Consider the following 13,494-nt stretch of genomic DNA (forward strand, 5'->3'; position numbering starts at 1 on the left):
CCCGAGCCAAGGGTCTCCAGGAAGCTGGTCAAAATTCAGTTGCCGCGCTCTGGTCAGTATTCAGTTGCCGCCGACAGCGCCGTTCACTTGAGCGATGCGCTGCTGTCCGGTTTGAACTGGACTGCGCACCGGTGCGCAATTTCCCGTCTTTTCGCGGTCAACGGAACTTTCCTGGTCTGTGGTGGTTTGCCACCACGGGTACGCACGTCGGTCACGAGTCGTGGGTGGAACGTGATCAGCTGATGGCGCTGGATGCCGATCCAGATGTGGTTGGCGTGCTGTCGCAACCGTTTTGGTTCCACTGGCCCGACGGATCTCGACACGCGCCGGATTACTTCGTGCGTCATCGAGATGGCTCTGCCGTGGTGGTTGATGTTCGTGAGGACGAGCGAATCTCGGTGGGCGATCAGAAGGTGTTCGATCGGTCTGCGGCGGCCTGCGCGATGGTGGGCTGGGATTATCGCCGGGTCGGCGCACTCAATCCGGTGCTGCGGGCCAACCTGCGGTGGTTGTCGGGTTATCGACACCCACGAGTCCTGCGGGTGGGCCTGGCTGAACAGCTCACTGAGGTGTTCACCCGAGCCCGTCCCTTGATGGCTGGAGTACGGGCCGTCGGCACTCCCCTGGTGGTGCTGCCGGTGCTGTTTCATCTCCTTTGGCAAGGGTGCCTGGCAGCCGATTTGCGTGATGCGCCGCTTGGCGATGACACGCTGATCGGGCTCGGGGCTGGGTGGTGAGCTGGCGTGCGAACGGGTGTGGTCCGCGTGGGAGACGAGATCCGTTTGTCATCAGGTGTTTTCACCGTTGTGGCCTTGTCGGGTGGGTCGGTCCGGTTGGTCGACGCTGTCGGTGAGCACATCGTGGTGCCGGTGTCGCAGTTGTTGGTTGACCCTGCGTTGGAGTTGGTGTCAGGGTCGCGGCCACCGTTGTGTTCTGAGGAGATGTTGGCGGGAATTCCGGAAGCAGCGGTTGAGCTGGCGCGCTGGTGGGAGCGACATATCGTCGAGATCCTGACCGGCCGGCCGCCCGGGGCCGCTCCGGGTTCTCGACCCCGCCCGGAATATGACACGGCGAGACGATCTCTGCGCCAACGGGAGTTGGCCAAGCTGGACGAGTTGCGTGCTGCTGGCCATGAGGTGAGCCGGAATGCATTGCAGCGTCGTCGTTACGCCTATGAGCGGGATGGGCTGTTGGGCGTCGTGGATGGGCGACACAATCGTCGCCGGCACGTGTTCGGCCGGGTGGACGAGCGTGTGGTCGCCGCGGTGCGTGACGCAATCGAGGGCGAGACCAACCTGTCGACGGGGACAGTGCAGCGCTTGCAGCGGCAAGTTGCCAAGTCGTTGGCGGCGGCGTATGGACCCGAGGATGCACCGGCGATGCCGTCTCAGCCGACGTTCTACCGGCTGGTGAAGAGGCTCGCCGAGGGCCGGCATACGTTCGGGTCGGCGCGTACGCGGCGGTCGTTGTCCAAGCAGCCGGATGGCCCGTTCGGGTCGGTCACCGTGGTGCGGCCCGGGGAGATGGTGGAGATCGATTCGACGCCGTTGGATGTGCTGGTGGTTCTGGATGATGGTCTGGTGGACCGGGTCGAGTTGACCGGGATGGTCGACAACGCGACGCGTTCGATTCCGGCGGCGGTGTTGCGGCCGACGACCAAGGCGGTGGATGCGTCGTTGTTGCTAGCGCGGGCGTTGACGCCGGAGCCAATGCGTCCGGGATGGGCGGATGCGCTGCGGATGTCGCGGTCGGTGTTGCCGCACCGCAGTTTGACCAGTGTTGATCAGCGCCTGGCCGATGCCGCGGCGCGGCCGGTAATCGCTCCGGAGACGGTCGTGTGTGACCACGGGAAAGCGTATCTGTCACAAACGTTTCGGCAGGCGTGCTGCACTCTCGGGATCAATCTGCAACCGGCTCATCCTGACTGCCCGACCGACAAACCGAAGGTAGAACGGACGCTGCAGTCTGTGAGCACCCTGTTCGCGCAGTATGTTGCCGGGTATGTGGGGTCGTCGGTGGAACGGCGCGGGAAGAACGCCGAGGACGATGCGGTGTGGTCGATGATCGAACTTCAGGCGCTGTTGGACGAGTGGATCATCGCGGTGTGGCAGAACCGGCCTCACGACGGTCTGCGGGATCCGGTGACTCCAGGGAAAGCGTTGACCCCCAACGAGAAATACGCTGCGCTGGTCGAAGTCGCCGGCTATGTGCCGGTCCCGCTGGGCGCCGACGATTACGTTGAGCTACTGCCGGTGGCGTGGCGGACCATCAACAGTTACGGGATCCGGATCAATCATCGTACTTATGACGCCAAGGCGCTCAACCCTTACCGCCGCCAGCATTCCGGGGTCGATGCCCACAACGGACAGTGGGAGGTCCATTACGACCCCTATGACGTGTCGAGAATCTGGATACGCAATCACCACGACGATGGCTGGCTGGGCGCGACGTGGACGCACCTGCGCAGCGCCCCGGTGCCGTTCGGCGAGATGCTGTGGCGTCACGCGCGCACGGTGGCTAACCGCACAGGCATCCAGAAGGCGCAGGAAGCCGAGATTGCAGCCGTTGCCGAGGATCTGATGGACCGAGCCGCCGCGGGCCCCCAGGGCCGAACGAAAGCGGAGCGACGGGTGACTGGGCGGACAAGTGCTGCTAGCGCCGGTCGCGGCTGGCCCGGCGTGCCGGGGCCGCCGGCCGAGCACGGTGCGTCGCCGAGCGATCAAACAGCCGACGACGCAAACGGTGAAGACGTTGTGGCCGAGGTGATTCCTCTGCCGGTGTTCGATGCACGCAAGGAGGCCCAATCGTGGCGACTGTGACCGAGCCGCAAACAGTGGCCGTGAACCAGTTGGAGGATCGCCGCCAGCCCACCACCACGTTGGAGGGCTGGCGGCGTTTCATTGAGGCCGATGCACCCGAGTTCGAACTGCTCGACGATCTGACGTGGTCGCAGTTAGACGACGATGCTCGGACCCGTTACAACGAGGCCCGCGTAGCGCATCACTCGGAGTTGGTGGTGGTCACGACATCGGCGATCGAATCGATCACCAACCAAGGCCGACTGCTGACCCTGCTCAATCAGCGCGAGATTGGCGCGCGACGTGGCCTGATCATCTCCGGCGCCGCTGCGACCGGCAAGACCACCGCGATCAAACAACTGGGCAGATTTCACGAACTGCGTACCAGGGCACGGTTCCCCGGCGACGACAACCGCATACCGGTGGTGTATGTGACCGCACCGCCGAAAGGTTCACCACGCAAGCTCGCGATGGAATTCGCCCGGTTTCTGGGCTTACCCATGCTCAACCCGCGGATGAACGTCACCGATATCTCCGACGCGGTGTGCCAAGTGCTCATCGACGCCAGGACCGACATCGTGGTGGTCGACGAGATCCACAACCTCAACCTGGATACCCGCGCCGGGGAAGAACTGTCTGATCACCTCAAATACTTCACCGAACACCTGCCTGCGACGTTTGTGTATGCCGGGATCGACGTGGAGCGTTCCGGGCTGTTCACCGGCACCCGCGGACGCCAGCTTGCCGGGCGCTGTGGTGTTATCCACACCAGTGCGTTCCCGGACGCTAAAGAATGGCGTCAGCTCGTGGCAGCGATGGAGGGCACCTTGCGGCTGCACTCCCACCCACCGGGATCCCTTGTTGCCGAGGCGCGATACCTGCACCGCCGCACCGGCGGCATGATCGGCAGCCTTGCCCATCTGATCCGCGCCGCAGCTATCCAGGCCATGCTGGATGGCACCGAACAGGTCTCGCGAGCGCTGATGGACACCGTGCTGATCGACTATGCCGCTCACACCGCAGCCGCCCGCACCGCCAGCTGAACCGGCTTGAATCCCAGACCATGGCCGCAAGGACCACAACACGCGTTGCCGCGCAGGGTGTGGCCGGTGCAGACCGAAACGGTGCATTCCTACACGATGCGACTGGCCCACGCCAACCACCTGCCCCTGAAGGTGCTGCACACCTATCTGTCGGGCACAGCGGTCAGCAACCAGCCGCGGCCCGAATGGCTCGCAGCTGCCAGCGGTTACCCTCTTGATCTGCTGGAAATTCGGCTCAAAGGCCTCACCCGAGGCCATGGTTTCGCCGAACAACTGCGCAGGTCACGACCCGGGTGCCGACTGTGTATGGCGCGCCGCGGAATCTATGAACCGGTCTACTGCTGGCTGCCCGAACACCGCACGGTGTGTTTCCGTCATCGCCGATGGATCGGCGCACCAGCACACCGGTGGGGCGATCAACGACCGCTCGAACATCGTCCGGCAGTGCTCACAGCAGCACGCAGGCATGCGCGAATGGCCTACCAGCACAAGGATTTCGCTCCGTTCGCTATGCGTGATGCGCGCCGAATCCTGAATTGCTGGTGGCGTGAAGGCTGCACCGTCACACCCGTGCTGTCGCTTCGAGAAATCACGGTGGAGGAATACCTCGACGCCTACAGCGATCACGTCGCCTTGGCGGTCATCCTTGCCGACTATCGGCCCCACATTGCCACGACCCATCCTCACAGCGGCCAACTCCTTGACGCGCTTCACCGACGGATCGAGACCGATTTCCCCGATCGCTGCGGGAGCACCGGCGCCCTCGACCAATGGATATGCGACCAACGCCTGGCAATGCACCGACCCGCCGGGACGATCACCAGATTGCTCGGACCACACCGCGGCTCCTGACGCCAACAGCTACTTGAAAGACGCCGGCCTCGTCTGTCGCAAATTTGTGTGACTGCGAGTAGCGTTAAACATGTCGGTGTTCGGTCATGCAGCTTGCCCATTCGGGTTTGGAGCATCGATCAATAGGTCGATTGGCTCGACCACAGATGGGAGCGTCCACATGACGCTACAAGCGGCCGAGAATTCGCAACGGATGCAAATTCCGTCCCGTACTCCGAGATTGCGGTTGAAACCGAAGGCGCCACGTATCGGCTTTGTCGATGGGGCGTGGTGGCCTCGCGGTAACGACCTAAGTGCTGAACTTCCTGACCTTCTAGCGGTGTTGTCCGTCAGGTTGGGGCATGTCGAACGGGTACTGTACCGATTGTCTGACTGGCAGTCAGCGCCGCGAAAACTCGACGCTGGTGGCGGTCCGGTCAGGTTGGATGGAGATGAGCGCCAACCGATCTCAACAATCAGCCTGCTAGGACCGGGATTCCGTCGACTCGATCTGCTGGTCGTGGCTGTGCACACGGACGCCTCCGACGCGCACGCGACGATGATGCGGGCCGCACATCCCAGCGACGAGACCAGTGTGGACCAGCTTCTCGGCATCGAGCCGCGCGTTCGAATCACCTTGGACCGAGCCAGCATTGCCCAGCAGCGCTGGGAATCTGAGATACCGAAATCACGCAGTGCACAACCGAATACCTAACCGGTGACGGCTTGTGAAGAACAACACGCTGACGATGGCGTCAGGGATCGGATTTGAACCATGACTGTACAAGTAACCCGCAACGACGGCCTCACTGATGAGTTTGCGCGCTTCGGTGACCGCTACATCAAGCACGCCGACGGGTCGTTGGAGGTTGTCCGTGCCGGAACAATGCAACCTGTGGCCTATCCTGCAGGGGGCTGGACCGAGGTGGCCGGCGATGAGAAGCGGAAGCCGCACGGGCTATTTCGTCACCGCTCATAGTGGCACGAACATAGTGCCAGCGCGCTTTCCCGCGGGTGCCGGGCCGCGGGAAAGTTCGTGTCAGCCGGGGAGCTGCGCTAGCCGTAGGGAAGCCGTAGTTCCGCCTTCTGATTCCCAGCGTTCTTGAGCAGTGGAGGCCTGGTTGCGTGTGTCCCGGTCTCGCTGGCTGATCGTGAGCAATCCGTCGACGGTCGCGGCGTTGTGAGGTTGCGCCGCGGTCATCATGGTGCGGTGGGCGTCGTTGGCATTGGTGTGGGGCGGAATCACCAGGAGCGTGAGCCGGTCACCGTCGAGCCCGAGAACATCAATGGTGTTGATCGGTTGAAGCCGATACCCATCCAAGCGGACCGTCCGCCCTCCGGTGATGAGCTTTCGTGGCGCCTCCGCCCATGCATTCAGGTGATACAGCACCCGGTCGATGCGGCCCAGGCGTACCGACAGCACGGCCAAAAGGTCTGGAAGCTCTGCGCGGAGGTCATCGCTGTGGGGCCACCAGGCCCCGTCGACATACCCGCTTTGGGGTGCTTTGGGCTTTAACCGTAGGCGCGGCGTACGTGCCGGCACGATGGAGTTCTGATCATTTCTGCGTGTCTGCTGTGGCGTCACAATGACGCTCCCATCTGGACCGCGTCCCGCGGCCCCTTCAAATCAGCGATGACACACGAAATTTGTTGTGCGCACGAAATACCGCTGATAGTGCTGATTCTACGCGGATCGGCCCGAATACAGGCTGCGTCAGGCGAAACATATTCGACATGCCGGCGGTGACTCTCAGCCTCGGTCAGACCCGTTACGCTGGGTTGGCAATGCGTCGTTGGCCACCGTTGCGACGTCAGCGGTCTCAGCGATGAGGTGATCTACGACGTCGAGAAGGCTGTTGCGCATGCGCATGGCGCGACGTTGCCGAGCCGCCGAGCTGCCCTCTGCCAGTGCCCTGCGTGCCAACTCCTCGACCGTCTGCCAATCTCGGGATGCCTCCAGCTGCGGACGGAGCATCTGGACCAAATCAGTAACCACATCGCCCGCGGGGCGACTCGCCGGATGTATCAAGTCCACCAGGTCGCCTTCCAGGCCTGAACGGGCAGCTCGCCACAGCGCAGCACGGCCGAGCGGGGGCACCACGATGGCGGCAGGCACCCCGGCACGTAGTCCCTCGATTTCGCGTTCGACGAGCGCGCGGAACAACGCCGCGATGAGCACAATGGTGTCGGCGCGGGGACAGCTATCACACACGCGTAGCTCCAAGGTGGGAGTGCGCAAGGCGGGGCGGACGTCAAAATACGACATCCCCGCATCGGTGATCACCCCCGTTGCAATCAGATCGGAGATCAACGCGTCGTACTCGGCGGCTGACGTGGCCGGAGGCGCCAATCCAGTGGTCGGCCATCGCTGCCAAACCAATGTGCGGACACTGCTGTAGCCGGTGTCAGATCCGTCGGACCAGAACGGCGAACTCGCGCTCAACGCAAGCAAAGTGGGAACATAGGCGGCTACCCGACCGGCCACTAGGACAGACTCATCAGGATCGTCGATTCCAACGTGGATCTGGGTTCCACAGATCAGTTGTTCGCGCGCCAACAGCTGATAGTCGGCAAGCATCTGCTGATAACGGGAAGTCTGGGTCACTCGCATCTCGCTGGGCACCGACAGCGGAACCGCGCCTGCGGCAACCACTCCCAACCCGAGTGTGGCGGCGGTATCGACGAGGACTCGACGCCGCGCTGTCAGATCAGCCCGCAATTCCGGAAGCGTGCTGACCACACTGCCGTTGGTCTCGACCACGCAGCTCTGCAATTCGGCCACATAACCGTCAGGCAGCAGCGGTAGCAGCTCTGGTGCCCGCGTTGCCAGCCGCCTGGTTGTGAGGTCGACAAGGTGGAACTCTTCCTCTATGCCGACCGTCCGTGGCGTCTTGGCGAATGTCAATTGTCCTGACGCTTCTTGTGATCGGCATTCACGCATGCTCATGGGGCGCCTGTGGGACGGTATCCCTCGTGTCCGCTCGGTCCCACTGGGTCGTCGAGCTGTTCAACGGGATCCGGCGCCGCGTTGCGGCGGACGCCGTCCCGTTGACACAGGCCCCATACTGCGGTCGCCCAGATGTCGGCTTCTGGCCATGCGGAGTGCTGCGGGCGGCGGCCTCGTCAGCCCACGCCTCGCGCCGCCGAAATTGCGGTGGGTCCGCTTTGACGGATTGCTGGATGTTGTCGGGCGTGGCAGAGGGATCTTTCTGGCGTTCATTGCCCGCCACCCACGCGAAGGCAGCGATAGGTATGGTCGTCGCGAACACGACGAGGGCGACGAAAACGATACTGCTGGTAGCCATATCGGCTCCTTGTGATTGTTGAAACATGAATTTGTTGGCGTGAGGGGGTATGGCTGAGGGCATCGCATCGCTGACCAGTGTCGAAGTGGGTATGTCGTTGCGCGTCCGGGGTCAGTCGGCCACGACCCGCATCGACCCGGTCAGCGTTGCGGACCGGTCAGTAGTAGTGACGCCGGCCGCCGATGGCGTGACCCGTCCGCCCCATCAGCATCATGAGCAGGCCAACGACCAGCAGGATGACGCCGACGACCAAGACAATATGGGCGAACGCGAATGTGGTGGCAAGGCTGGGAAGGAGGAGCCCCAGAACGATCCGGTGTGCGGCGCCTTAGGTTTCAGCCTAAGCCGCGGCGTGCGCGCGGGTACGGTCGAGTTCTGATCGTTTTTCGTCTCGGTTGTGGCGTCATGGCGACGCTCCTGTCTTGGTCGTGAACCGGTCCAAATCCTGCGATTCAGCGATGACACGCAGATTGGTTGCGGGTACGCAAGCTACCGCCGATGGCTGTGAATTTTGCGGTCCAGCGATGTTACGTTGTTGCGCGAGTGGCGATTTCAGGCGGGGTGCGAGGTTTGAGCTGGCGACGGTCAGTGGGCTTGGTGTTCCTTGCGGTCGGCAGTTCTGGGCATATCGGGTGTTTGCGAGGTCGGATCCATCGTGTCCGCGCGGTCCCACTGCTCGTCGAGCTGGTGGCGGGAGGTCTCTGCCTCGCTGCGGTAGGCGACGGCCTGCTGTTGCAGACCGGACGCTTGGGCTGCCTTGACGTCGGATTCAGCCTGAGCGGCGCGGGCCCGGGCGGCGGTCTCGTCGGCGCGTGCCTCGCGCTGCCGAACCTGCGGCGTCTCGTCCCTGGCGGCCTCGCGAATCTCTTCGGCTGCTACGTGACGATGTTCGTTGCGTTTGTTACGCGCCACCCACACGATTGCGGCGATAAGCAAGATGGCCGCGATGACGATGACGACGATCAAAACGATACTGCTGGTGGGCATGTCGGCTCCTTGGGTTGGTTGAGCGTGAAATTTTGGTGGCCGGAGGCTAAGGAATGCTCTCGGCGGCGTGAGGTACTGGGTGGCCGGCGCGGTGGAGTCCGCGGGGCCGCCAGGGATTGTGCCGTCCGCCGTTGACGGTGGTCGCTCAGTAGTAGTGGCGGCGGCCGCCGACAGCGTGACCCATCCGTCCCATGAGCATCATGAGCAGGCCGACGACCAGCAGGATGACTCCGACGACCAAAACTATGTGGGCGAACGCGAACGTGGGGACGAGGCTGGGAAGCAGGAGCCCCAGAACGATGAGGATGATTCCGAGGACGATCATGGCGGTTGCCTAGTTTCTGGGTAGGTGTGTCCGGGCACGGTGTTGCTCAGATCAGTGTTTGAAGGCGTCTTTGACCTTGGCGCCGGCCTGTTTGGTGTTGCCCTTGAACTGATCGGCGCGTCCTTCAGTACGCAGGCGGGTGTTGCCGATGGCGCGACCGAAGAGCTTTTCACCGTGCCCTTGGCGGATTCGGCCTTGTGGGCGATCTTCTTACCGACGCTCATTTACGTGCTCCTTGGTTTTCGGTGTTCACCGCCCCCGCGAGCGCGGGCTGGAGGTATCGGCCGGGGTTGGCCTACCGGCGGTGTCGACTCCGGCGGCGCGCACCGGTTGTCCACCGTGCCACCACCGGCCGAACCGAGCATCTCTGCTGCGGCTGGGGACGGCGCGCTGCGGGGGCACCGCCGAGGCTGCGACGGCGTGGTCCTGGTCGTGTTCGAGCCGCCGATCGCGCTCCTGATTCAGAAACGCGGTCTCACGTCGTGACCTGTCGAGTTCACGGCGGGCGGCTCGCCCGCGTCCCGCGCTGCGCTGCGCGCCGGCCAGCAGCACACTCAACCCCAGCATCGCGGCCGCGCCGATGACGATCCCGAACAGGAACAGCGTGCCCGTCGACCCGGTGACGTGATAGCCGAAGACATCGAAGTTCTCCGTCAATGGGTGCGCGGGTCCCGCATTGAGAAGCGCCCCGGTGAACCCCACGATCACCGCGACGAGCAGAACAACCAATCCAACAATGACGAGCATGGCGACACTTCAATCTGTAGAAGTCCAGTACACGCCGCATTCACCCCAATGTCAACGTTGTAGACATACAGAATAGGTCTACGATGTAGATGTCGAACGCAGAAATGCGTGTGCACCGAGCGCACGCGTCCGTATCGGCTGGCCCGCGATCGACATGTCAGCCATGCGGGGTTCCCCGGAGCAGACATCAGCGCAGCCGCAACCGGAAGGTGGTGCTTCGTCCATGACCCAACCACCAGCGGGTCCATCAGGTCCGGGAGATAGCGCCCCGAGCGCCGACGCCACCGAGAACGGCCAGAACCGGCCGATCACCCGCGAAGCGGTCCTGGCCGGTGCCTTGGACATCATCGACCGCGACGGCGTCGACGCGCTGTCGATGCGACGCCTCGGCGAAGCGCTCGGGCGTGATCCGATGGCGCTCTACCGGCACGTGCCGAACAAGGCGGCCGTGCTCGACGGGGTGGTCGAGATGATCTTCGAACAACTCTCCCTGGACACCACAACACCGGACTGGATCGCCGCCTTGCGCCGCCTGGGCCACGACTTCCGAAACCTGGCACGCGCCCACCCCAACGTGGTGCCCTTGCTGGTCACCCGCCCCCTGGCGACACCGCTCGGCATGCGGCCACCGGGCATCCTGCGCCACCTCGAACAGATCCTCGCCCTGCTGACCCGATGCGGCTTCACCGGGCCCGACGCACTGCACGTATACCGCACATTGTTCGGATTCCTCTACGGCCACGTGCTCACCGAATTGCAGGAGATCGTCGAACGCCCCGAGGAAACCGACCACGTGATGCGGCTCGGGCTGCACCGGCTGCCGATCGGCGAATTCCCGCACGTCCGCGACCTCGCCCCGACCTGGGCCGCCTACGACGGCCTGGCCGAACTCGACCGCGGCCTCGACATTCTGCTTACCGGACTGGCCACCCGACTCGACATGCCTGGCGGTATGCCCACGCGCGCACCCGAACCCGGATAACCCCCCACACGACCCTGAAACCGACGTGACCACAATGACCCGCCCAAACACCCCACATGCTGCGACAGCCGCACGCCGCCAGGGCACCCCGCCGGCGCCTACTGAGTCTCGGTGAGACACCGATGGCCATCACCAACGTCGCCGAATACGCCCACCTCAGCAAGACCGACCTTGAGGCACTCGGCGACGCATTAGGAGCCATCCGTCGCGACATCGAGAACTCGCGCGGCGCCTCAGACAGGGCATACATCCAGCGCGCCATCATGTTTCAGCGCTGCCTGGACGTCACCGCACGGCTGATCATCGCCGCCAGCCGCACCAAGACCGGCTGCGCGCTCGGCACCGCCGCGCTCGCCACCGCCAAGAGCATCGAGAACATGGAACTCGGCCACAACATCTGCCACGGTCAATGGGACTGGATGAATGACCCGGAAATCCACTCCAGTACCTGGGAATGGGACATGGCCAGCGTCTCCGCGCAATGGCGCTACGCCCACAACTACCGCCACCACATGTTCACCAACGTCATCGGCATGGACGACGACCTCGGATACGGCATCATGCGGGTCACCCCCGACCAACCGTGGCGGTTGAGCAATCTGCTGCAGCCCCTACGAAACATTCTGCTGGCCATCATGTTCGAATGGGGCATCGCACTGCAGGGCTGGGAATCCCAGCAGCGAAGCGCGGCGACTCGCGCCGAGAAATCCGCTCTCACCAGATCGCTGGTCGGCAAGATCACCCGCCAAGCCGGCAAGGACTATCTGATCTTTCCCGCGCTGAGTCTTCGACGATGGCGCCGCACCCTCACCGCGAATGCGGTCGCCAACCTGCTGCGCAACGTCTGGGCCTACGTGGTGATCTGTTGTGGTCATTTCGCCGACGGCACACAGAAATTCACGCCCGCCGCCCTACAGGACGAGACCAAACCCGAATGGTACCTGCGACAAATGCTGGGCACCGCGAACTTCCACGCCGGACCCGTATTAGCATTCCTCAGCGGAAACCTCTGCTACCAGATCGAGCACCACCTATTCCCCGACCTTTCGAGTAACCGCTACGCCCAGATCGCCCGGCAAGTTCAACCTCTATGCGCACGCTTTGGCCTGCCCTACACAACCGGTCCGCTCACACGCCAGTACCGGCACACCCTGCGCACCATTCTCACGCTCGCACTCCCAGATGACCGGCGGAAAATGCGGAAAGAAAACTAGCCCGAATTACCCCAGATTCGATGAGAAAACGCGCGGACCAAATTCTCACTCAATCTGGGGTGCCTCGGGTCACGGTCGAATACTTGCCCCAGATTCAATGAGAACGGACAGCAGCGCAGCCGGACGCATCCCAACCTCTAGGCGCGTTACGAGCGTATGCGCTATGGATCCCGAAGGCGCGAAACGCCTCCACAGGCCATACGTTCGTGGCCGCACCGTGCCCGAGTTATCACACTGCAAGGCTCAGGATTTGCCGTCCCGGAACTATCTGACGGTTAGTGCCGGTGTGGGCGCGCGGTTGGAGCGACCCAGCGGCGCAAGGCATCGATGGTGGTTTCCGGTGATGTGTTGAAGCAGAACGCAACCCCAGGCGATATCTCGTTGATGACGTTCACCACGCGCTCGAACAGCAGCCTGATCCAGGCCAGGATGATTGCAATAGTCGATCGCACCCGGGTCCAGCCCAACCGACAGTATTGCGTCGGACGTGGTTGGATTCTGCTCTGCCACAGTGCACTCCGATCGTTGCTTCGACACCGACATTAGCGCGACGCACAGGATCAGCACACCGACGCTTTGGGGTTACAACGAGGGATTGTCGGTCGACCGCAACGTTTCTACACGGGCTTGCAGCCGCCGGCGCGTCCATGGCGCCGATACAAGGGCGAAGGCAAAAAGCGCGGCGATGCCTGCATTCAGTAGCGCCTCACCGGGTCGATGGTCGAGGGCAGCCAACACCCCTTGGAACAACCAAATGGCCACCAGGAGCGAGAAAGTCACGGTGGCGATGCGCGTCCCGCGAATCGCGCCGAGTTGAATCTGTGCCATACGCGCGGCCGCCTCCCGTACCCGCGGGTTCTCCGGTACCGGGCCTCGCCGGACCGCGGCGATAGCCTGCATGCGCTCGGTTTTTGAGGTTGTCACGCTGAGGGCATCCAAGTAGCGGTCGCGGTCCTGGCCCCAGGCTATGGCGATCAGCGCAGCCACGATCAAGCAGCCGGCACCGATGAGTACGAACCCGAGAGGCGGAATGCCGAAACCATGGCCGCGGGCGTGCTGAACCGCCAACCCGGCGAAGGCCACTAGCCACGTAAGTCCCGTCGCACACACCGTGCGCGCCCACCACGGCAGAAGCACCAACCGGATCGACACGACAAAAGCGTATTACGTGCGCGCACGTCAGGATTGCGGCAATTTCCGCCGTCGAACGCTCTCTCCCAGGGTCCTCAGCTCAGCCCACGACCGCGAATCGGAGTCGCTGC

Annotated in this window: 16 protein-coding genes; 8 read left to right on the forward strand and 8 right to left on the reverse strand. The window is 63.3% G+C overall.

Features of this window, described 5'->3' with window-relative positions; genetic code table 11:
• Positions 1-116: 116 nt before the first annotated feature.
• The 6 genes from CQY20_RS14800 (at position 117) to CQY20_RS35480 (ending at position 5,651) form a co-directional block, all read left to right on the forward strand.
• On the forward strand, positions 117-737 hold the full coding sequence (locus tag CQY20_RS14800; RefSeq protein WP_097940848.1) for a TnsA-like heteromeric transposase endonuclease subunit: 621 nt from the start codon (positions 117-119) through the stop codon (positions 735-737).
• A 6-nt stretch (positions 738-743) separates the two neighbouring features.
• The gene (locus CQY20_RS14805) at positions 744-2,819 is read left to right on the forward strand and encodes a Mu transposase C-terminal domain-containing protein (RefSeq protein WP_174814778.1); all 2,076 of its coding nucleotides are present in this window, start codon (positions 744-746) and stop codon (positions 2,817-2,819) included.
• Complete coding sequence (locus tag CQY20_RS14810) at positions 2,807-3,841, forward strand: TniB family NTP-binding protein (RefSeq protein WP_029104311.1); 1,035 nt, start codon at positions 2,807-2,809, stop codon at positions 3,839-3,841. Before CQY20_RS14805 ends, CQY20_RS14810 begins: the two co-directional genes overlap by 13 nt.
• Positions 3,842-3,898: 57 nt before the next feature.
• Positions 3,899-4,693, forward strand: a complete 795-nt coding sequence (locus CQY20_RS14815; protein WP_097940849.1) for a TniQ family protein — start codon at positions 3,899-3,901, stop codon at positions 4,691-4,693.
• A gap of 160 nt (positions 4,694-4,853) precedes the next feature.
• Positions 4,854-5,387 (forward strand): DUF5994 family protein, encoded by a 534-nt coding sequence (locus tag CQY20_RS14820; protein ID WP_036453209.1) that lies wholly within the window; start codon positions 4,854-4,856, stop codon positions 5,385-5,387.
• A gap of 60 nt (positions 5,388-5,447) precedes the next feature.
• Complete coding sequence (locus tag CQY20_RS35480; RefSeq protein ID WP_011728984.1) at positions 5,448-5,651, forward strand: hypothetical protein; 204 nt, start codon at positions 5,448-5,450, stop codon at positions 5,649-5,651.
• A gap of 60 nt (positions 5,652-5,711) precedes the next feature.
• Here the strand turns inward: CQY20_RS35480 and CQY20_RS14830 are convergent, their stop codons facing one another.
• From CQY20_RS14830 to CQY20_RS14865, 7 genes are all read right to left on the reverse strand, one after another.
• Positions 5,712-6,215 carry a DUF5994 family protein gene (locus tag CQY20_RS14830; RefSeq protein ID WP_097940850.1) on the reverse strand — a complete coding sequence of 168 codons (504 nt, stop codon included), beginning with the start codon at positions 6,213-6,215 and terminating at the stop codon, positions 5,712-5,714.
• 207 nt (positions 6,216-6,422) lie between these two features.
• Positions 6,423-7,613: a carboxylate-amine ligase gene (locus tag CQY20_RS14835; RefSeq protein ID WP_003894734.1), complete on the reverse strand. Its 1,191-nt coding sequence runs from the start codon at positions 7,611-7,613 to the stop codon at positions 6,423-6,425.
• Between the two features lie 521 nt (positions 7,614-8,134).
• On the reverse strand, positions 8,135-8,290 hold the full coding sequence (locus CQY20_RS35485) for a DUF6131 family protein (RefSeq protein WP_097940852.1): 156 nt from the start codon (positions 8,288-8,290) through the stop codon (positions 8,135-8,137).
• 272 nt (positions 8,291-8,562) lie between these two features.
• The gene (locus CQY20_RS14850; protein ID WP_097940853.1) at positions 8,563-8,964 is read right to left on the reverse strand and encodes a hypothetical protein; all 402 of its coding nucleotides are present in this window, start codon (positions 8,962-8,964) and stop codon (positions 8,563-8,565) included.
• A gap of 145 nt (positions 8,965-9,109) precedes the next feature.
• The gene (locus tag CQY20_RS14855; RefSeq protein ID WP_003894736.1) at positions 9,110-9,289 is read right to left on the reverse strand and encodes a DUF6131 family protein; all 180 of its coding nucleotides are present in this window, start codon (positions 9,287-9,289) and stop codon (positions 9,110-9,112) included.
• Positions 9,286-9,513: a hypothetical protein gene (locus CQY20_RS36340; protein WP_474630423.1), complete on the reverse strand. Its 228-nt coding sequence runs from the start codon at positions 9,511-9,513 to the stop codon at positions 9,286-9,288. Before CQY20_RS36340 ends, CQY20_RS14855 begins: the two co-directional genes overlap by 4 nt.
• A gap of 25 nt (positions 9,514-9,538) precedes the next feature.
• Positions 9,539-10,036, reverse strand: coding sequence for a hypothetical protein (locus CQY20_RS14865; protein WP_097940854.1), 498 nt, complete (start codon positions 10,034-10,036; stop codon positions 9,539-9,541).
• 223 nt (positions 10,037-10,259) lie between these two features.
• Between CQY20_RS14865 and CQY20_RS14870 the strand changes: the two genes are divergently transcribed.
• Together CQY20_RS14870 and CQY20_RS14875 are read left to right on the forward strand one after the other, a co-directional pair.
• Positions 10,260-11,018 (forward strand): TetR/AcrR family transcriptional regulator, encoded by a 759-nt coding sequence (locus CQY20_RS14870; protein ID WP_003894739.1) that lies wholly within the window; start codon positions 10,260-10,262, stop codon positions 11,016-11,018.
• A 122-nt stretch (positions 11,019-11,140) separates the two neighbouring features.
• Positions 11,141-12,232, forward strand: a complete 1,092-nt coding sequence (locus CQY20_RS14875) for a fatty acid desaturase family protein (protein ID WP_003894740.1) — start codon at positions 11,141-11,143, stop codon at positions 12,230-12,232.
• Positions 12,233-12,814: 582 nt separating this feature from the next.
• Here the strand turns inward: CQY20_RS14875 and CQY20_RS14880 are convergent.
• Positions 12,815-13,384, reverse strand: a complete 570-nt coding sequence (locus CQY20_RS14880; protein WP_097940855.1) for a hypothetical protein — start codon at positions 13,382-13,384, stop codon at positions 12,815-12,817.
• Positions 13,385-13,494 lie beyond the last annotated feature (110 nt).

Source organism: Mycolicibacterium agri (assembly GCF_002553505.1).
In the GTDB taxonomy this organism is placed as follows: Bacteria; Actinomycetota; Actinomycetes; order Mycobacteriales; family Mycobacteriaceae; genus Mycobacterium; species Mycobacterium agri.

What these genes read in the sequence shown, in the direction of transcription:
- CQY20_RS14820 (WP_036453209.1), top strand. Translation starts at nt 4,854, where the DNA reads ATGACGCTACAAGCGGCCGAGAATTCGCAACGGATGCAAATTCCGTCC.
- CQY20_RS35480 (WP_011728984.1), top strand. Translation starts at nt 5,448, where the DNA reads ATGACTGTACAAGTAACCCGCAACGACGGCCTCACTGATGAGTTTGCG.
- CQY20_RS14835 (WP_003894734.1), bottom strand. Translation starts at nt 7,613, where the DNA reads ATGCGTGAATGCCGATCACAAGAAGCGTCAGGACAATTGACATTCGCC.
- CQY20_RS14850 (WP_097940853.1), bottom strand. Translation starts at nt 8,964, where the DNA reads ATGCCCACCAGCAGTATCGTTTTGATCGTCGTCATCGTCATCGCGGCC.
- CQY20_RS14855 (WP_003894736.1), bottom strand. Translation starts at nt 9,289, where the DNA reads ATGATCGTCCTCGGAATCATCCTCATCGTTCTGGGGCTCCTGCTTCCC.
- CQY20_RS36340 (WP_474630423.1), bottom strand. Translation starts at nt 9,513, where the DNA reads ATGAGCGTCGGTAAGAAGATCGCCCACAAGGCCGAATCCGCCAAGGGC.
- CQY20_RS14865 (WP_097940854.1), bottom strand. Translation starts at nt 10,036, where the DNA reads ATGCTCGTCATTGTTGGATTGGTTGTTCTGCTCGTCGCGGTGATCGTG.
- CQY20_RS14870 (WP_003894739.1), top strand. Translation starts at nt 10,260, where the DNA reads ATGACCCAACCACCAGCGGGTCCATCAGGTCCGGGAGATAGCGCCCCG.
- CQY20_RS14875 (WP_003894740.1), top strand. Translation starts at nt 11,141, where the DNA reads ATGGCCATCACCAACGTCGCCGAATACGCCCACCTCAGCAAGACCGAC.